General features: G+C 46.2%; 12 protein-coding genes and 1 riboswitch. Of the genes, 5 read left to right on the top strand and 7 right to left on the bottom strand.

The window, feature by feature from the left end; translation table 11 throughout:
• Positions 1-51: 51 nt before the first annotated feature.
• Positions 52-2,196 carry a TonB-dependent receptor gene (locus FS373_RS25215; RefSeq protein ID WP_194165932.1) on the bottom strand — a complete coding sequence of 715 codons (2,145 nt, stop codon included), beginning with the start codon at positions 2,194-2,196 and terminating at the stop codon, positions 52-54.
• Positions 2,197-2,393: 197 nt separating this feature from the next.
• A complete protein-coding gene (locus tag FS373_RS25210; RefSeq protein ID WP_144048551.1) occupies positions 2,394-3,188 on the bottom strand; it encodes a class I SAM-dependent methyltransferase in 795 nt (264 codons plus the stop codon).
• Positions 3,189-3,489: 301 nt separating this feature from the next.
• Here FS373_RS25210 and FS373_RS25205 point away from each other — a divergent pair, with 301 nt between their 5' ends.
• Positions 3,490-4,245: a hypothetical protein gene (locus tag FS373_RS25205; RefSeq protein ID WP_152830853.1), complete on the top strand. Its 756-nt coding sequence runs from the start codon at positions 3,490-3,492 to the stop codon at positions 4,243-4,245.
• Between the two features lie 131 nt (positions 4,246-4,376).
• On the opposite strand, the gene FS373_RS25200 is transcribed toward FS373_RS25205, so the two are convergent.
• The 4 genes from FS373_RS25200 to FS373_RS25185 all read right to left on the bottom strand — a co-directional run bounded on the left by FS373_RS25200 (position 4,377) and on the right by FS373_RS25185 (position 8,877).
• Complete coding sequence (locus FS373_RS25200) at positions 4,377-5,189, bottom strand: phosphatase PAP2 family protein (protein ID WP_227993223.1); 813 nt, start codon at positions 5,187-5,189, stop codon at positions 4,377-4,379.
• A 182-nt stretch (positions 5,190-5,371) separates the two neighbouring features.
• The gene (locus FS373_RS25195) at positions 5,372-6,214 is read right to left on the bottom strand and encodes a phosphatase PAP2 family protein (protein WP_144048552.1); all 843 of its coding nucleotides are present in this window, start codon (positions 6,212-6,214) and stop codon (positions 5,372-5,374) included.
• Between the two features lie 178 nt (positions 6,215-6,392).
• A complete protein-coding gene (locus tag FS373_RS25190; protein ID WP_229381029.1) occupies positions 6,393-6,659 on the bottom strand; it encodes a GIY-YIG nuclease family protein in 267 nt (88 codons plus the stop codon).
• Between the two features lie 85 nt (positions 6,660-6,744).
• Entirely contained in the window at positions 6,745-8,877 is a 2,133-nt protein-coding gene (locus tag FS373_RS25185; RefSeq protein ID WP_227993222.1) for a S9 family peptidase, read from the bottom strand.
• A 309-nt stretch (positions 8,878-9,186) separates the two neighbouring features.
• A riboswitch (FMN riboswitch) is annotated at positions 9,187-9,438 on the top strand.
• 156 nt (positions 9,439-9,594) lie between these two features.
• Here FS373_RS25185 and ribB point away from each other — a divergent pair.
• Together ribB and FS373_RS25175 are read left to right on the top strand one after the other, a co-directional pair.
• On the top strand, positions 9,595-10,248 hold the full coding sequence (gene ribB / locus FS373_RS25180; RefSeq protein ID WP_152830851.1) for a 3,4-dihydroxy-2-butanone-4-phosphate synthase: 654 nt from the start codon (positions 9,595-9,597) through the stop codon (positions 10,246-10,248).
• 395 nt (positions 10,249-10,643) lie between these two features.
• Entirely contained in the window at positions 10,644-13,856 is a 3,213-nt protein-coding gene (locus FS373_RS25175) for an EAL domain-containing protein (protein WP_144048555.1), read from the top strand.
• A gap of 46 nt (positions 13,857-13,902) precedes the next feature.
• On the opposite strand, the gene ftnA is transcribed toward FS373_RS25175, so the two are convergent.
• Positions 13,903-14,430, bottom strand: a complete 528-nt coding sequence (ftnA, locus tag FS373_RS25170) for a non-heme ferritin (protein ID WP_144048556.1) — start codon at positions 14,428-14,430, stop codon at positions 13,903-13,905.
• A gap of 282 nt (positions 14,431-14,712) precedes the next feature.
• Between ftnA and FS373_RS25165 the strand changes: the two genes are divergently transcribed.
• Both FS373_RS25165 and FS373_RS25160 read left to right on the top strand, forming a co-directional pair.
• Positions 14,713-17,826 (top strand): efflux RND transporter permease subunit, encoded by a 3,114-nt coding sequence (locus FS373_RS25165; protein ID WP_152830869.1) that lies wholly within the window; start codon positions 14,713-14,715, stop codon positions 17,824-17,826.
• The gene (locus FS373_RS25160) at positions 17,826-18,935 is read left to right on the top strand and encodes an efflux RND transporter periplasmic adaptor subunit (RefSeq protein WP_144048557.1); all 1,110 of its coding nucleotides are present in this window, start codon (positions 17,826-17,828) and stop codon (positions 18,933-18,935) included. Before FS373_RS25165 ends, FS373_RS25160 begins: the two co-directional genes overlap by 1 nt.
• Positions 18,936-19,024 lie beyond the last annotated feature (89 nt).

The following is a 19,024-nucleotide window of genomic DNA, read 5'->3' as shown; positions in this document are numbered from 1 at the left end:
GCAATCAATGCGAGTCTTTTTTCCGGGGTTTATCGGTCCAGATGTGAGGTATTAGTAATTTACACTGTATTCGAGGGCTAAACGTCGACCATAACCAGAAAACTGATTACGATATTTTTCCCAAACAACTTCTTTATTCATCTGAGACACCAGAGGCTGGTAGTCTGCATTGAACAAGTTATCTATGCCGAAGGTGATACGTCCATAGCCACCAGTATCGAAGGTAGAGATGAGATCCACTAAGGTATAGCCATCATAGGGAGACTCATAGTAGCTATATCCGGCTTCGCTTTCCCGAGCGTTCTTATCTCGATCGCCCACATAGTTAACCTGCATGCGTACCGAAGCCATATCGTTAAATCGATAATCGGCATAGGCCGAGGCTTTAATTGGGGTGATTTTAGTACCATTCATCCAATAATCTACACCTGTCTCACTGTTGGTGCGTTTACCTTCAGATTGAGATACTGAGGTACCGATCTTTATCGCCTCGTTGATGCGATAATCCAGAGTAGCCTCGAAGCCCCAGACTTTCTCATCGGCGACCACCACGGCGGCAACACGCTTCGAAATTTGAGCATCGACATTATAGTCATAGGCATAACCGTCGCTAATGTCGGAATAGAAGAAAGAGAGACTCCCTTGCAGATCCTGATTATTGAAGCGTAGACCAGTTTCATAGTAGTTTGTTTGTGTAGCCGGGATGTCATCGGAAAACTCGGCAACGCTAGCCACCGGCATGTCTCTCAACATACGCATGTCCGCATGAGAATAGCCTTGAGAAAAACTGGCAAAAACATCGGTAGAGTCATTCAAGCTATATACCAGGCCTAAATTAACCAGAGGCTTATGGTACTTTAAGGTATCGCCTTGCTTCTCGCTGAGGATCCCCCTGCTGTACCTTTGATAATCCGGAACTTCAATCTCGAAGTTCTCATAGCGCAGACCAATTTGTAGGGTCAGATCATCGGTGATCTGGTTCCAGTATTGAGCGAATGGGCTCAGCTTAGTCTCGGTAAGATCGCATACAGAGCAGATATATTGAGACTCTGTTACGGGAACACCATTTACGTCTAAGCTAAGAATGACATCACGATCTCTACCTTGCTCGGTATTATCCTTACCATATTCGAATCCATAGACTAAACGGCTGTAATTATCAATCGTCCACTGCATGGCAGCCTTAAAGCCACTCCTGTCGGAGACAATCTCGGAGCCCGACTCATAGCCCACATTAACCTTGCTCATATAAGCCGAGAGGCTTAATTGCTGGCCAAATATATCGTCATGATCATAGGTGACTTGTACTGTGCTTAGTTCAGTCGTCGGGTTAGGGCCAGTGTATGGCTGAGTCTTATCGATCTCTACTAGGCCGTTGTCATCGTTGACGCTACGTTTATAATGCAGCTTGTTCTCTATTTTGTAGTGATGAGCTAACAGGGCTACACGACTCGAGTCCATCTCTTGATCTAGCTTAAATAACACGTCGTACTCATCCGCATCACCCATACCACCTTGGCTATTAGGTGCGCCGGGTAGTTGATTACCATTAGAATCATATAGGTTGCCGCGGTCTTTACCCGACAGATTCAACAGATAGCCTAGATCTGAGTCGGTAGTGCCAGAGAAGGTCTGGGAGATACTGTAGCCGGCATCCGATAGCTCATCGGCAAAGGCTTCGACGCCTACTGTCGTTTGCATTTCGAAGTTAACCGTAGGTTTCTTGGTGATCACATTGATGATGGCACCCGCCTCACCATTACCGTACATGGCACTTGCGCCCTTGATCACTTCTATGCTCTGGATCACATCCACAGAGATGGACTGTAGATCACGACCACCGGCTCTCAAGGTTGTTGAAATCAATACACCATCAATCATGACTATGGCTTTACCACCACGAAAGTTCTGGCCAAAGGTGGACATAGTTTCGGTACTTGGAGAGAAACCAGGAACCAGATTCGAGATGATTTCGGATAAATTACGCGCGACTACTCGCTGAAGGTCTAAATCTTCCTTAGACACGATAAAAACCGAATTTGGGGTATCACTAAGTTTCTGTGCGAAAGGAGACGCGGTGATCAGGATGTGCTCTATATTACTGGATTCAGATGCGCTTACCGCTTCTGGCTGTGCCTGAGCCGAGCCTGCAGTCAGTGCAGCCACTACGGCTAGCCCTATCATACTTAATTTCACGTTATGGTCCATACTACAAATATAAATCGTTATTATTACCATTCGCACAAACATGACAATAAAAACATAAAAAATTTACAATTGAGCAAAAAACTCATACAAATTCACAATCAATAAGATGCCAGAAATATTGCCAGCACCTTAATGTTTATCGGTTCAGGAAGTAAACCGCTTCTCTAGATATATATAGGTTTCTCTTAGCTAGGTTTCTTAGCCGAAATTGAATAACTCAAGGGTACACGCTGCTGTTTGTGTTCCATCACATATCTTAATACTCGCTCACCGGATGCCTGAGTATGAACTTCCTCGACCAAGCCCTCGAAACAGTTATAGGGGCTAAAGCCGAACTCATTATAGTGTTCGAGTCTGAGTCCGGCGCGGAGCAAAGCATTGATAATATCTGAGATTGAATGCGGCCAAGTGACCAAGGTATCTTTCTCACCAGAGCAGTTCTCTGTATAGGTGCCCTCTTCATCGACATCCGGCTCAACTTGTGCAAAGTAGCTATAGCCATCGAACAAGGCTTCTAAGGGATGAAACTCAACCATATAGAATTGACCGCCAGACTTGAGGCAATCTCTGACGACTTGAGCCCATTGATCGAGATCTGGCAACCAACACAGGGCGCCATAAGAAGTAAACACGATATCGTACTGCTTAGACACTTTCTCTGCCGTACTATAAACGTCAGTACAGATAAACTCGGCTTCGAGGCCAGCCTGTAATGTGACCTCTTGGGCCTTTTCGATTGCCGTAGACGAGAGGTCGATACCCGTCACTTCGGCGCCCTTTCTGGCCCAAGACAAGGTATCCAATCCAAAGTGACATTGAAGATGGAGAAGACTCTTACCTTTCACCTCGAGCTCATCAAGCTCTATCTCTTGCAGGGCACACTTACCGGATAGAAAACCTTCTACATCATAAAACTTTGAGGCCACATGGGTGTGAGTTCGCTTATTCCACGCAGATTTGTTGATTGCTAAGTAATCCATTGCTCTCTCTTATTTATCTTCTATCCATAGTAAGTAACCAGATTTATAGCACGAATAAATGTGGTGATGAAATTCACCACATTGCAGGTCTAAAAACTCACAGATTACGCATTTAGATTAACATTTCCACAAACATTACCCAGCAAAACCAAAAATAACCATATAAAACATATAGGTGCCATGTTGGCATAAACACTGCAAAAGGAAATGATAATAGAAACCGCATGGCAATGACTTCAAGCGTACAAGAATAAAAACTTAAGTCTTGGCCACACATAATAGATTTCAAAGGAACAGAAACATGACTTTTCGCCCAACAGTACTCGCTTCTATTTTTGCCCTATCCCTATCCGGATGCATTATTAACGTTAATGGCGCCAGCATGGAGCCTCTGGAACACAGTCAACAGGTGATGCAACTCGATGCTAACGAGCTCAACGTCATGGTCGCCAATACAGGAGCCGGTTCACTGGAGATAATTGGGGTCGATGGGCTTACAAATATCATACTCGAGGCCGATATCTACACCTATGAAGAGATGGAACCTAACTTGTCTCTGACTCAAAAAGGTAACACTGCCTATCTGGTAGCCGAGTTTGGCCCAAGATTCGGCTCAGGAAACTCCCCATACATAGATCTCGTTATCAAGGTTCCGGCTAAAATGACATTAGACATCGATGACGGCTCAGGCAGCATCAAACTCTCTGGTATGGATGCCGATATCAAGCTTGAGGATGGCTCTGGTAGCATAGAGATCCTGGGGGGCAGAGATCTGAATATACAGGATGGGTCCGGCTCCATAATTCTGTCAAATGTACAGGGTAATATCGAGCTCGACGATGGTTCTGGCTCGATAGATATCAGCAAGGTTAATGGTGATGTCAGTATCACAGATGGATCCGGTGGCATGTCGGTCAAAGACATTCAAGGTCGAGTCACCATAGAAGATGGTTCAGGTGGTATTGAAGTGGTCAATACTAAGGGGCTCACGATTCTCGAAGCCGGCTCCGGCAACTTGAGTTTCGATAAGATAGATGGTCAGGTCAGCATGCAATAACTCTCAATAACAGCTGGCTGGCTTAACAGACTTCCCGGCGCAGCGACTTTAGCTATTTTAATGAGTCGCTGCCCACCCCCAACACTGATAGCGATATCCCAACTCAGTTCAAAATTTTTACTTAGCTGAGATTATCCCTCTAGCTTAGCGGCTCTATGAGTCCGCTTCCAAAACTGCCAAATCAATCCTGCGCACACACTAAACCAGATCCATCTGAGCAAGATCACTTGCCAAAATGCATCGGCATCAATGCCTTTATCCAGCTCACAGAGCAGGAGAACCACCAAAAGCACCAGATAACTTCGAAATCTCAGTTTATCAGTGAGCTTCACCAGAGGAGCAAGCAATAACGCCCCATAAGCGCACAAAGCACCGACGATAGCCCCCATGACAACATCCGCAGGCCAATGAGCACCGACCATGATACGTGAAGCACCTATAAGTGCAGCGACGGCGATCAAACCCAACTTAATTTTATTGCACTTGCTCACCAGAAAAATAGTTACCGCAAATAGAAAAGCCGTCGCGGTATGGCCCGAGGGAAAGCTATTTACATGCCGGGTCTCTCCTATAATATTTAAATATTCCAAGATCACTGCGGGTCTGGGTGAGGCGAAATAATCTTTAATCAGAGGAACCATCAACAAAGAAAGTATGGCAGCAATCACCACTCTCAAAGTGAGATCGGGACGTTTGACCAGATAACAGAGCACAATAGCGCCTAAAGTCGTCCCATTACCAAGATCGGTAATAGCACTGACCAACCAAGCGGGTAATCGAGCCCCCATAGCATTAATGCTCTGAAATAGAGATAAATTGGTCGCATCATTTAATGTAAGTACATGCACCACAAACAGTGCCAATAGCAGAAATTTAAATCCATATCCTGTCATTTCACGAGATTGTAAGCTCCATTTTACTCGTGAAGAAATTCTGTTGTTCATAACGGACTCCGAATTTTTCATCGATGCCATTATATGAATCGAACGTGAAAATTCCGTGAATCTGCTTGTAAAGCTTCAATCTATTACATACGCATATCGATGCTCTGCTAACCAGATCACATTTTGAATAACAAGAGAGTTCAAATTTAACGTGTAATTATCATCAACTAAGATATCTCTTACTAATGTGAATGTAGCCTTTGACGTTTAGCCGTTACGCTTGTCATGACCTCCCTCATCGTAAACACCAGCACGGCAATGGTACTTAGGCTAAGTAGGCCCCACCTCACATATTGCACGATGTAAATATCAGAAAAGTCGTAGCCAGTATTTAATTCACTCGATACCAGAGCCAGGACTAAGAGCAGATAAGCCATTAGGCGCTTTCGAAATGAGAGTCGAATTAACGGACATAATTGAGTCGCGATATAAGCACAGCTAAGACCCACTATAGCCCCCATGACCACATCAGCAGGCCAATGTGCCCCCACCAAGATCCTTGATACCCCCACTAATGACGCCATAAAAATTAAGCTCACCCTTATCATTGCCTGTTGGCTTGAAAGGTAAATGAGCCCAGCAAATAGAAATGCCGTTGCGCTGTGCCCGGAAGGAAAGCTGTGTTTGTGTCTAATCTCTCCGATCACATTTAAATATTCTAATAACACAGCAGGCCTCGGCGCATCGAAGTACTGCTTAAGCAAGGGGACAAAAATCAGGCTTAACAGAGCTGCGAGGAGTACCCTACAGATCAACTCAGGACGTTTGACCAGATAACATAAGAACACAGCCCCCAGAGTGATGCCATTGCCAAAATCAGAGAGCAACGCCGACATCCAATCAGGCACCCGAGTCCCAATGTCATTGATGCTAGTAAATATCCCGAGATTACTAGCTTGATTTAGGGTGAGTAAATGCAGAAAAAATAATACGCAGAAAATGATGAAAAAACCGCTCGTCAGACCATTAGTTTTGTCTACGGCTCGTTCATTGGTTTGTATATTTATATGTTTAAATCCAGGCAAGTTATACCCCAATAGTGACTCGTGGACACAAATTAACTCTTGAGGTGTGAAAAACTTGTCTTTGTAGATGAAAGGATGGAGGCTCTAGTCAGACGAGAGCATAAGGGTAATCAATAACATTATAATAATGTTATTGATTACCCTTATGCGACAAAGTAGTGAAAATCAGCTTCAGTAATCAAGAATTAGCTTCAGCAATCATGAGTAGTTTCTGTTGCCTGGACAATTTCTTAACCCTAATCTCTCGCTTTAACGCTTCAGAGCGATTGCCGACATTTTCAGAATACGCCAAAGAGAGAGGCCCCTTACCCCGAAGAAATTTAGCCGCCTTAATGCCACCGGCCTGGTGCTCCTTTAAGCGGCGTTCTATATCTGTAGTCACCCCAGTATAGAGATGGCCATTACCGCAGCGGATCATGTATAGCTTCCAATTAGACTCGGCCACAATAACTCCATAACAAATAAATCAAGATGTGAATCAAGAAGTGAGACCCCGTGTTCACTTTACCGGGGTCATATCAACCTAGCACCTAATCTAAATCTAATAAGCCAAGAAAGAAGGCATATTCCTGTGCCGTGTCTTGATAACGACGATAGCGGCCACTCTTGCCCCCATGCCCCGCTTCCATATCGATATGAAACAGCAACTTATTATTGTCTGTCTTATAGTCCCTCAACTTGGCTACCCATTTCGCAGGCTCAAAATATTGCACCTGAGAGTCATGTAATCCCGTGGTCACCAATAGGTGGGGATAGGCCTGTCTGGTCATTTGATCATAGGGTGAATAACTCAGCATATAATCGAAATAAGCCTTCTCATTGGGGTTACCCCACTCATCATATTCATTGGTGGTTAGTGGGATGGTCTCATCGAGCATGGTAGTGACAATATCCACGAAAGGCACATGGGCTGCTACGGCGAAATACAATTCGGGTGCCTGATTTATCACCCCCCCCATCAATAAGCCACCAGCACTTCCACCAGCAGCAAGTACCTTCTTGCTATCGCCATATCCTTGAGCGACTAATGCCTTAGTGACATCGACAAAATCATCGAAGCTGTGTTGCTTATTTAGCATGCGACCCGAGTCATACCATGGGCGACCCAGCATCTCTCCCCCCCTGACATGGGCGATGGCATATACCACGCCACGATCTAACAAGCTTATCGCCGAGCTGTCGAAGTCGGGTTCTACCGTATGACCATAAGCACCATAGCCATATTGATACAGAGGGTTTGACCCGTCCTTAGTGAACTTATCTTTACGATACACTAGAGTGACGGGCACTTTAGCCCCGTCACGGGCCGTAATAAACAATCTCTCGGCTTGGTAACGCTCACTATCAAAGTCTCCCAGCACCTTCTCCTGCTTCAACAAGCGTCTATTCATCGGCTGACTCAAGTCATATTCATAGACTGACTCAGGCGTAGTAGGGCTAGAGTAATAGATACGCAGCTTGTCACTTAGCTGACTGGCATTAATATCCAGCCCTACCACGTAGGCTGGATCATTAAACGTCAATTCATAGGATGCCTGTTCACCGAAGGGGCGAATTTCTATTCGGCTCACACCTTGAGTACGCGTCTGCACGATCAGATAATCTTTTAATAGCAAAATATCTTCGATACGCATATCTGCTGCAGCGGCTATCACTTGTTGCCACTGGCTCTTATCTGAAATCTGGCTTTCATTGGCTTTCATCAACCTAAAGTTTTCGGCCTGCCAATTCGTTAAGATGTAATACTCATCACCTAGCTTAGATACTGAGTATTCATGGCCCTCTTCTCTGGGCAATAATGGCTTAAACTGAGTTAACGGCTGGTCAGCATCAAGCACAGACACCTGACTGGTGATGGTGCTCTCATGAAACAATACAATACGGGTTTCATCTAAGCTTTTTCCCAGTGATATGTAATAGGTATCGTCTCGCTCTTCATATACCAGCACATCTTGAGACTGCTCGGTACCCAGCCTATGACGAAACACTTGATTACCCAGTAAGGTCTGCGGATCTTTCTTAATATAGAACACATGTTGATTGTCATTCGCCCACACAGATCCACCATCTGTGCCATCCAGGACATCATCTAGCAAAGCCCCACTGTCAATGTCTTTGAAATATATCTTGTACATGCGCCTGCTGAGAGTATCTTCGCCAAACGCCAAATTAGACTCGTCATGACTGACGGACACACCACCTAAGCCATAGAAATCGTGGCCGCTGGCACGCACATTCACATCGAGCAAAACCTGCTCATGATGATGCAACTGAGATGCTACTATGGCCTCTTCTGACGATGTAGATACATGCCTAATCTGAGTCTCGACTTCACCACGACTGCGAACAATCACTGGATACTCGAACCCCAACTGATAGCGCCTCGAATACCAATGACTATGCCATTTATAAGGCACACTGGACTCGTCTTTATCCAGTCGGGCAATCAATTCATCGAACAGGATTTTCTGCAGTGGCTCATAGGGAGCAAATTGAGCGGTTTTGTAGCGATTCTCAGCCTCTAAATGCGCCAGTATTTGAGGATCTTTTCTCGCGTCATCCCTGAGCCAATAATAGTCATCGACCCGCTTCACTCCATGGAGATTTAGCTCAAATGGCACTTTCTTGGCTACCGGAGGAAGAAGATTATCGGCTTGTTTCATAGGTGTTTCTCTCAAGGTATCTGTACACCCAAGCGATAGACTTAGTATCAAGGGCACAAATAGTAAATTTAATCTGAAATCCGCAAAGGATCGACGGTATCTAGGCATCTTACACATCCTTGGTAATTGATGACTCATTTGGCACTCTAGATAAGAGTCTAAAGAGGATACCACCTCAGGTAAAGAGCAAGCCCCTATTCCCTGCTCTTGTCATTTGCTTAAAAGAAGCGCACCATACTGGCGCTCAACAGCTAAATCTTACTGGTATAGGACTCGATTACTCGGACCTATACCTAAGATGATGTACGAGTAAATTCTCAGGGCGGGGTGTAACTCCCCACCGGCGGTGATAGTACTTGATTCGATTTAATCATCTCACTCAAGTCTTAAGCCCGCGAGCGCCCAAGCAAGCTCATATTAATAAATATAAGCTGCCTGGGGTCAGCAGATCTGGTGCCTTTTTACCCCACGTAAAACATTCCAGAGCCGACGGTAATGAACTTTCTACTAACAGCCTTCAGCTTAAGTAGCGAGTCTGAGTCCGGATGAGAGAGAATGTAAAGATGTAACGAGAAGCCCCACAGACATACCTTCATCGGTATCTGGCACTGTGCTTACTCGGTTCAGCTTAAGCCCCCCATTGCTTGTCAATGTGGTGTCATTTTCTGCACGCCCTGATTCTGGAAAACCCAATGTTGTTTATTAAGGATTTAACCCATGAATCAGTCACTACTATCCCCTTTCGGCACAGCAATTGAGCGCGTCGAAGTCGCACTAGAAGCACTTAAACAAGGCCGAGGCGTTCTCGTCGTCGATGATGAAGACAGAGAAAACGAAGGCGACCTGATCTATTCGGCAGAAATGCTAACCAATGAACAGATGGCACTGCTTATTCGTGAAGGCAGCGGCATAGTCTGTCTATGTTTAACCGACGAGCGGGTCAAGCATCTAGACTTGCCACCTATGGTCGAAGACAACTCCAGCCAGTACGGTACCGCCTTCACGGTCAGTATCGAGGCTAAGGTAGGCGTCACCACAGGTGTTTCAGCCGCAGATCGCGTCACCACCATCAAGGCAGCCACCGCCGATAACGCAGTCGCAGGTGATTTGGCACGCCCTGGACATGTATATCCGCTACGTGCTCAGCCTGGGGGAGTAATGACCCGTCGTGGTCATACCGAAGGCACCATAGATCTCATGCAATTGGCAGGATTGAAGCCCGCTGGTGTACTGTGTGAAATAACCAACCCGGATGGCACCATGGCCAGACTCCCTGAGATCATTCAATTTGGCGCGAAGCACGATCTGCCAGTACTCACCATCGAAGATATTGTTGAATTCCGTCACGCGCTGATGGCGAAGGCAAGCTAGATTCAACTCTGTATCATTTGCGTATCGGGCTAAACAAAAATATATTATTGTGCTTTTTGTTTAGCTCGACCTGACATTAACTCGACAGGCCTTTAACTAACGAATTAACCTTATAATTTTTAAGGTTAATTTTCTTCATCCCGATTTTCACCGAACAAAACCCCCTCATTAAAAACCTTTGTCTAATTCAGTAAAAACATAATCCTAACAAAAATAATACGTTAGTCGACTTTTTGACACTAATAATTTATTTCGTGACCTAGATTAGAATTTCATGAAATATGTGTGACAGCCCTAGTTAGCTATGATATTTATTCTCACCTCTTTTCGAATCAACAGGTTTCAGCGGCGCTCATATAGAGATAAATGCCGAGAATTTTGCATGGAGCAGACAGATGCCATCGGTATTAAACAGGTTAAGCCTAAAACAAAAACTCATCTTGTTTGCCTCAATACCTATGCTACTACTCGCCCTATTTGGCTCGATAGGCATGTTACACCTGCTTGACCGGTATCACGAAGCTCAAAGAAATACACTCTCCATCGAAGTCAGTCGTGAAGTCAGTCAACTCATCTTGGAATTACAGAGAGAAAGAGGCCTTTCTGCAGGCTATGTCAGTAGCCATGGAGATAAGTATCTAACTGATTTAAATCGGCAAAGGAAGCGGACAGACACTCAACTGCATAAATTACTCAAGAGTCCGGCTCTGGAAGCCTTTGTACAAACTCTGGAAACCGACCACAGCCAGAGTCAAATATTGAGAGAAAATCTGCAAGTCATCAAGACGAGTGGTCATGAGATGGCCACTGTACGTTTGGGTGTCGATCAACAGCAAAAGAATGAGGCATTCCGATTTTACTCAGAATACAACCACCAGCTATTAGTGCTGCTTTCTCAGCTACAGATACAAACAGAGAATGCCCAGCAAGCTAAAGCATACGTCGACCTGCTCAACGTTCTCGCCATTCAGGAAACGGCAGCAAAAGAACGTGGCTTAATGAACGGCATGCTATCGGCTCAATATCTGGACTCTAAAGCCTTTATCATGGTCAAGAGTATCGAGCATCAGCTGACTCAAGCTATCACCCAAGCCCTTCTAACTACCGACACCCCAAACAAGCTACTGATCAGGGAAATACTCGCCAGCAGTTCCACCCAACAGGTCCTTCGAGTCAGAATCCAGTTAGAGTCTCAGGTCCATATTGTCGAACAGGCCTATAAGATCAGCAGGCTATTAGGTTACGGCGGCTTGATACATGACTTTAAGAATTACCTATTAAGGGGAGAGCAGAGATACTTAGCCAGCTTTAATCGCAATATTAACCAGCTTAAATTTAAACTCACCAAGTTAAAAAATTTAGACGGTCTGTCGCAAATGAAGCTAGCTGCCATCATTAACATAGATGAAGCCATAGATAACTATCATCATCAGATAGATAAGCTGCAGCGACTCAAGTTGCAAGGTTTAAGCATAAAGGAACAAGACAGCTTAGTCCGCGTAGACAATAAGCTTATGATCGAATCACTGGCGAGTCTCCAATATCAAGCCCCCGAGATCGACAGTCTATTTTGGTGGGAAATTACCAGCGCTCCCATAGAGAAACTCCACAGCCTCAGTAATAAGCTGACAGATAAGATTGCCAGGCTCGGTTATCAACAGCAAACAGCATCCCTCAGCTACTTAACACTAGGAATAGTAGCGGCTCTGATCAACTTAATCTTACTGGTTATCATAGGCCGAAGCATGCTCAGCAATCTTGTCGATAGCATCTCCTTAATTGCTAAGGATATGCAGAAGATGACCCTGGACCCTAGCCTTGAACTTAAGGTCCCCGTGAGAGGCAAGGATGAGATAGCCCAACTGTCTCACTCGCTTAACTTAATGCTGGAAGAGAGATGCAAGGCCAATCGGCAACTCAACTTGGCCGCAGCCGTATTCGAGTACTCCTCCGAGGGAATCGTGGTCACAGATGCAGACAACCATATCGAACTGGTTAATCCAGCCTTTACTCAGATAACCGGTTATAGCCTACAAGATGTTAAAGGCAAGAGTCCATCAGTCTTAAATTCGAAGCAGCAAACCAGACACTTCTATGACGAGATGTGGCGGTCGCTACAGAGTGAAGGGAAATGGGAAGGTGAGATTTGGAACAAACGCAAGAATGGAGAAATCTATCCGGAATATTTAGCCATCACTGTCGTTAAGAATGATGCGGGACAGATCGTTCAACATATCGGACTCTTCCTCGATATCAGTAATCGTAAAAAGTACGAACAAGATATCTGGTATAAAACCCATTACGACCTGCTCACCAAGCTGCCTAATCGCTCTCTGTACACAATCAAAGTACAGCAAGAGATGATAATGGCTCAAGAGAATAATCGCCAAGTGGCGATCCTGTTTATCGATCTCGACCGTTTCAAATATACCAATGATATTTACGGTCATGCGGTCGGTAACGAACTATTGAAACAAGTGGCTTCCAGGCTTAAATCCCTGGTGAATAAGCATGATTTTGTCGCTCGCCTCGGTGGCGATGAATTCATCATCATCTTGCCGCGAGTCCGACATCAGCATCAGGTACAAGAGATTGCCAATAAGGTGATTACTCACCTCGCATCTCCGTTTGGAGTCAAAGGAGATGAATTGATGATCTCCGCCAGTATCGGCATCAGCCTGTTTCCGGAAGATGGTGACAATGAAGAGCTACTGACACGAAATGCAGAAACAGCCATGTACCAGGCAAAAAATGATGGCCGCAATAACTACCGTTATTACTCGCCTGAGATGAATACGCACATGCTCGAGCGCATCCAACTCGAACAACGCCTGAGGCAAGCCGTCATTCGACAAGAATTCTGCTTGCACTATCAACCCATAGTGAATCTGGACGACCGAAAAATAACAGGTGTCGAGGCGCTCATTCGTTGGCAAGACCCAAAGTTCGGCATGATATCTCCGGATAAGTTTATCCCTATCGCCGAAGAAACCGGACTAATAGAACCTATAGGGGAATGGGTATTACAGCAGGCATTAACCGATCTAGCGCATTGGCACAGATTAGGGTTCAAGATAAGTATGGCGATCAATGTGTCTGGCAGACAACTGCTCGGCCATAATAAAACCAGTTTTAAATGTCTACTCAAAGCCCTATTGCAGAAGAACAACATCGAGCCTCAGTATCTGCACATAGAGATAACCGAGTCCATGTTGATGGATGATACCGAACAATGCATGGCAGCACTGGAGTCGATCCGCTCACTCGGCCTGGATATCTATATCGATGACTTCGGTACTGGCTACTCTTCACTCAGCTACCTGAAGCGATTCCCCATCGCAGTCATTAAGATAGATAAGAGTTTTATCGACAACATGCTGGAGAGAGAGTCTGATGCCAAGCTGATCAAGGCCATAGTCATGATGGGGCAGAGTCTGGAACTCAAGTTAGTCGCCGAGGGAATAGAGACCCATGCTCAGTGGCAGATGTTACAAGCTCTGGGTTGTGATTTCGGCCAAGGCTATCTATTTTCCCATCCTTTACCGGCGCAAGAACTAGAATCATACCTCCACCAGCAAGCTCTATCGATAGCCATTTCATGCTCATAAAATAAAAAGGAGCCATCAAGGCTCCTATTGCTTTTTTAAACCTAGATTAAGCGGCAGACCCAGCCATCACGCTAGCCGACTCTTGGGCAGCCATCTGGGCGAGATCTTTATCGACAAAGAACAGCGCCTTGCCATCCTCTCCCACCAGACGGATCTTATCGACGATAGATTTAAACAACTTCTCCTCTTCATGCTGCTCAGAGACATACCACTGCAGGAAGTTGAACGTCGAATAATCTTGATTAGTAAATGCGGCATGGGCCAATGCATTGATTTTAGATGTGATCATCTGCTCATGCTCGTAGGTGTATTCGAATAAGGCCAACAGCGAAGTAAAATCAGACTGAGGCGCATCTATCGAGCCAAGCAGAGGTAAACCACCGGTTTCACTCACATAAGTAAATAGACGATGCATATGCTGCATCTCCTCATCGGCATGAGCACGCATAAACTTAGCCGCCCCTTCGAAGCCTTTATCATCGCACCAGGCACTCATCTGCAGGTATAAGTTAGACGAGAAAAACTCGACATTTATCTGAGCGTTCAGTTGATCAATCATTGTTTGTGCCAGCATTTTATTCCTCACGACGCATATCTGGGTAGCTATTTATAGCTGAGCATTATCGTGAAAAAAATAAGAAACTGCAACCAAATTTACTTAAGCCATTGTTTATCAAATACAAATCGTTATCATTAAGAGATCTGCCACAAAATAACAACAAGTACCTCCGCAACATTTGCTAACCAAATCACACAGACCTGTTAACATTAAACTCTTAATATCATGGACGATAAGAATATGACCACCACTGGAGAAGAGTCATTCCCAACGACTCTCAGCGTGGCAGGAAAAACAATGAATCTGACTCGAATAAGCACCCATAATCCGGCAGGGACCTTAGTAACCCTGCTATTAATAGCGATCTTCGGCATACTCGCCATCGCTAAGTTACCCATACAACTATTGCCCGATATCCAGCGTCCACAGATATCTGTGTATAACAACTGGCGCTCAGCCGCTCCCCAGGAGATGGAATCTAACATCATAGAGCCCCAGGAGAATGTCTTAAGACAAGTCCCTGGCGTTGTCGAGATGACTTCCAATATTTCTCAAGGATTTGGTGCCGTCTCACTGACATTCGAAGTCGGAAATAATATGCAAGAGGCGATGATCAATGTGATCAACGCCCTTAATCAGACGCCTCCGCGTCCATTGGATGCTAACGAACCTTTCATCAATGTCGGTGGTGGTCGTGGTGCACCTAACCTGGCCTCCTTACTCATTCGTATGGCCCCGGATAATCCGGACACAGATTTTGGCAAGTATCAGAAGTTGATAGATGATGTGGTAGAGCCCAGACTGAGACAGATCATCGGAGTTGGATCCGTGCAGTTACAGAGCAGGCAACCAAAAGAGCTGCATATCCTGTTCGATCCCTATCGCGCCGCGGCGCTCGGCATCACCTTAGATCAACTTCGCAGCACCCTATCCCGCGCTACCAATATCTCGGGGGGCACGGCCAATGTTGGACGACGTCAATATACGGTGAGATTTTTAGGTCAATATACTCCTGAAAACCTAGGCAAGCTGATAGTGACGTACAACGAAGGGCGACCCGTTTACCTCAATGAACTTGCCGATGTCAGTGTGTCGACGGCCGAGGTACAAGGATTTACCAAACGTAATGGCTATCCGGCTTATTACATGACCCTGCAAGGCACCTTCGACGCCAATACTGTGACCGTACTGGATGGGGTCAACAAAGCCATTGCCGAGCTTAATGAAGGAGAATTAAAAGACGCCGGCCTGGTCATGGATCTCTCTTTCGATGCCTCTGTGCATATCAAGCGCGCCATCTTACTGGTAAAAGGTAACTTAGCCATAGGCGTCTTGCTGGCTCTGATCATATTGTTCGCCTTCCTACGCAGCTTTAGAGCGACCTTGATGATCGCATCCACCATTCCTGTCGCTCTGCTTATCGCATTTTTCTCTCTGGAGGCCATGGGCCGCACCCTAAACGTGATCTCCCTGGCCGGATTAGCCTTCGCCGTAGGTCTGGTACTCGATGCAGCTATCATAGTGCAGGAAAACATCGTCCGTCTGTTGCAAAAAGGCGAGACATTAACAGATGCGATAGCCAAAGGAACAGAGCAAGTACGAGGCGCCTTAATGGCATCAACTGTCACGACTGTTGCCATCTTCCTTCCTATATTGTTTATGCCGGGTGTAGAAGGCCAACTATTCTCCGACTTAGCCCTGACCCTCTCGGTTGCAGTGGTTTCCTCCTTTATCAGTGCCATCACCTTAATTCCCGTATTTAGCCTACTATGGCTCAAGTTGCCCAAGAAGACCCTAGCCGACAGGGATAAGCCTGATTTATGGCATAAGCTCACCCAACTAATACGTAGACTCACAGGTGATAAGAAACGTGCAGCCAGCTGGTGCGCCCTACTCATAATGGGCAGTGGCATATTAACTTTCGCCTTGATGCCCAGACCCGACTTTCTGCCTCAGGCTCGCTCAGATGGCATTTTTGCCTTCTTCTCTCTGCCGCCCGGAGCTAACGTGAAAACCTTGGAAAAAGAGGTGGGTGAAGTCATCATAGAGAGACTCAAACCCTATTATGATAAAGAGAAGGCCCCCTATATCAAGGGCTATAACTTCTCTATGTATGCGGCATTCAACGTATTGTTTATCTATCCGGAAGATCCATCGAAAGCCGATCAGATGATCCAACTGCTCAACGAAGAGATCTTGATAGGCTTGCCAGATACACAGGCCTTCACCAACCGAGGCTCACTACTTCAGTTTGGTTTTAACGGTGGCCGGGCAATCAATATTGACCTTCAGGGACCGGACATGGAGGCCTTAATGGATTCGGCCGCTAAAGGAATGGATTTGATCACAAAGGCTCTTCCTGGCTCAGTGGTTCGGCCCATTCCAGGCCTATCCATGGCCCAGCCTGAGTTACAGCTTATCCCCAACGAGCGCCGCCTGGCACAGGCTGGTGTCGACCGGAGCCAGATAGCCAATGCCGTTCGAGCCTATACTTCCGGACTGTTTATCGGCGAATATTTCGATGGAAATGAGCGCATGGATGTTCTGCTCAAGGGACCTAAGTGGCAATACCCGGAACAGTTAGCGGCGACGCCGGTTTACACTCAAGCCGCTGGTATTCAAACCATAGGTGAACTCGCGACCATCAAGCGTACCGTAGGTCCGACTCAGCTACAAAGAGTCAACGGCAAACGTAGTGTGAGCCTACTGATTTTCCCACCAGCAGATATGTCATTGGACGAGGCCCTGGAAATTATCAATGACAAGGCAGTCCCAGCTCTTAAGGCGACATTACCAGAAAATAGCTCGCTTAAGTTCCGTGGCAGTGCCGATAAACTCGACAGCACCATCAAGGAGATGGGCGCTAACTTCCTGCTGGCCGTACTTATCTTGTTCCTCTTGATGGCGGCCATGTTTAAGTCTGCCAAAGACAGCCTGCTGGTCTTGCTATCTATGCCCTTAGCCATTTGCGGTGGCGTCGTCAGCCTGAGATTACTGAATTTGGTGAGCTTTCAGAGCCTAGATCTACTGACCATGATAGGTTTCATCATCTTACTGGGACTGGTGGTTAACAACGCCATCTTGTTAGTGGATCAGACCCGTCAAGGCACTCGAGAAGGCCTCAATATCGACAATGCTATCTATCAAGCTGTCGCGACCCGAGCCCGTCCGGTATATATGAGTACCCTAACGTCAATCTTCGGCATGCTGCCTCTCATGTTAGTACCCGGCGTCGGGAGCGAGATCTACCGAGGATTGGCCGCCGTTATTGTGGGTGGTATGACATTCAGCGCCCTGTTTACCCTGATACTCATACCTAGCCTCTTGAGAATCAGCCACTCCCCTACACAGCGAGCCCACGCCACGGACTCATTTTCGCCCGTTACAGAATCTAACTCCGGAGCTAAGTGATGAAACCTTTTATCCAAGCCAGCCTCTACCTCAGCCTATCTATTTCATTACTGGCCCCCTATAGCTTGCTTGCCGAAGAACAGGCTAGCCAGAAAGCGGAGGAGAAAGCCCGTCTGGTGAGCGTGGTTCAGGTAGAAAACCGCGCGCTCTCGCCGAAAATCATGGTGATTGGCTCAGTTCATTCCCGTAGCAACTCAGAGCTGACTGCGGGGATCGACGGTAAACTCGAATGGGTACAGGAAGCAGGCACACATGTTATTGCAGGAGAAGTGGTTGCAAGACTGGAGAAGACCCGCTTATCCCTACAAAGAGAACAACAGCAGGCTCAAATAGAATATGAACGCGTTGGACTCACTCGATTAGATCGCGAATTACAACGTTTAGAGAAACTAATCACCAGTAAGAACGCCTCGGAAACTGAGCTGGATAAAGCGAGATCCGATAGAGATCTCGCAAGGGCAAATCTTAAGCTAGAGCAGATCAAGCTCAAGATGATAATGGATGACCTTAAACGGACCGAGGTAAGAGCCCCCTTCTCCGGTATCATCACAGAACGTAAGCATCAAGCGGGCGAAGATATTAGTCGCTCGGTATCGATTGTCTCCATCACAGATCCCGATAACTTAGAGATCCGCCTACATGCCCCTCTCAAGCATAGCCGCCGGGTAAAGATTGGTGATGAACTCAATATTTATCACCGCGAAGGCGAGTTTCACGCCAATATTCGCAGCCTGATCCCGGTATCTGATATTCGTTCTCAAACCTTCGAGGCTCGCATCGACCTCCCCATAGAGATGCAAGATGCCTTCAGTGTCGGCGAGCTGGTCTCTCTGGCCTTACCTATAGCCCCTAAACAGCTGACGACTCTGGTACCTAGAGATGCAATTATACTGCGCTCAACAGGGGCCTATGTATTTAAAATAAATGCAGACAACAAGGCAGTGAAGATCCCGGTAGAGCTAGGCGATGGAGAAGGCGAGTGGATAGCGGTCAACGGCGAGCTAACCGATAGTGACACTGTGGTGATCCGTGGCGCGGAGACATTACAAGATGGACAACAGGTGAAGCAACAGGCTATCCCCGGAAGTAAACTTGCTACGGCAACTTGAGATAAGTTCCTAGAAATCTAGGTTCTAGGAACTAGCAACTTAATGCCATCTTCCACTGTCTCAATTTCACATTATAAAAACACGAATGA

The organism is Shewanella sp. YLB-07 (assembly GCF_009377275.1).
Note: the sequence above shows the minus strand (reverse complement) of the source record. Positions and strands in the feature narration are given on the sequence as shown.

What these genes read in the sequence shown, in the direction of transcription:
- FS373_RS25210 (WP_144048551.1), bottom strand. Translation starts at nt 3,188, where the DNA reads ATGGATTACTTAGCAATCAACAAATCTGCGTGGAATAAGCGAACTCAC.
- FS373_RS25205 (WP_152830853.1), top strand. Translation starts at nt 3,490, where the DNA reads ATGACTTTTCGCCCAACAGTACTCGCTTCTATTTTTGCCCTATCCCTA.
- FS373_RS25200 (WP_227993223.1), bottom strand. Translation starts at nt 5,189, where the DNA reads ATGAACAACAGAATTTCTTCACGAGTAAAATGGAGCTTACAATCTCGT.
- FS373_RS25185 (WP_227993222.1), bottom strand. Translation starts at nt 8,877, where the DNA reads ATGAAACAAGCCGATAATCTTCTTCCTCCGGTAGCCAAGAAAGTGCCA.
- ribB (WP_152830851.1), top strand. Translation starts at nt 9,595, where the DNA reads ATGAATCAGTCACTACTATCCCCTTTCGGCACAGCAATTGAGCGCGTC.
- FS373_RS25175 (WP_144048555.1), top strand. Translation starts at nt 10,644, where the DNA reads ATGCCATCGGTATTAAACAGGTTAAGCCTAAAACAAAAACTCATCTTG.
- ftnA (WP_144048556.1), bottom strand. Translation starts at nt 14,430, where the DNA reads ATGCTGGCACAAACAATGATTGATCAACTGAACGCTCAGATAAATGTC.
- FS373_RS25165 (WP_152830869.1), top strand. Translation starts at nt 14,713, where the DNA reads ATGAATCTGACTCGAATAAGCACCCATAATCCGGCAGGGACCTTAGTA.
- FS373_RS25160 (WP_144048557.1), top strand. Translation starts at nt 17,826, where the DNA reads ATGAAACCTTTTATCCAAGCCAGCCTCTACCTCAGCCTATCTATTTCA.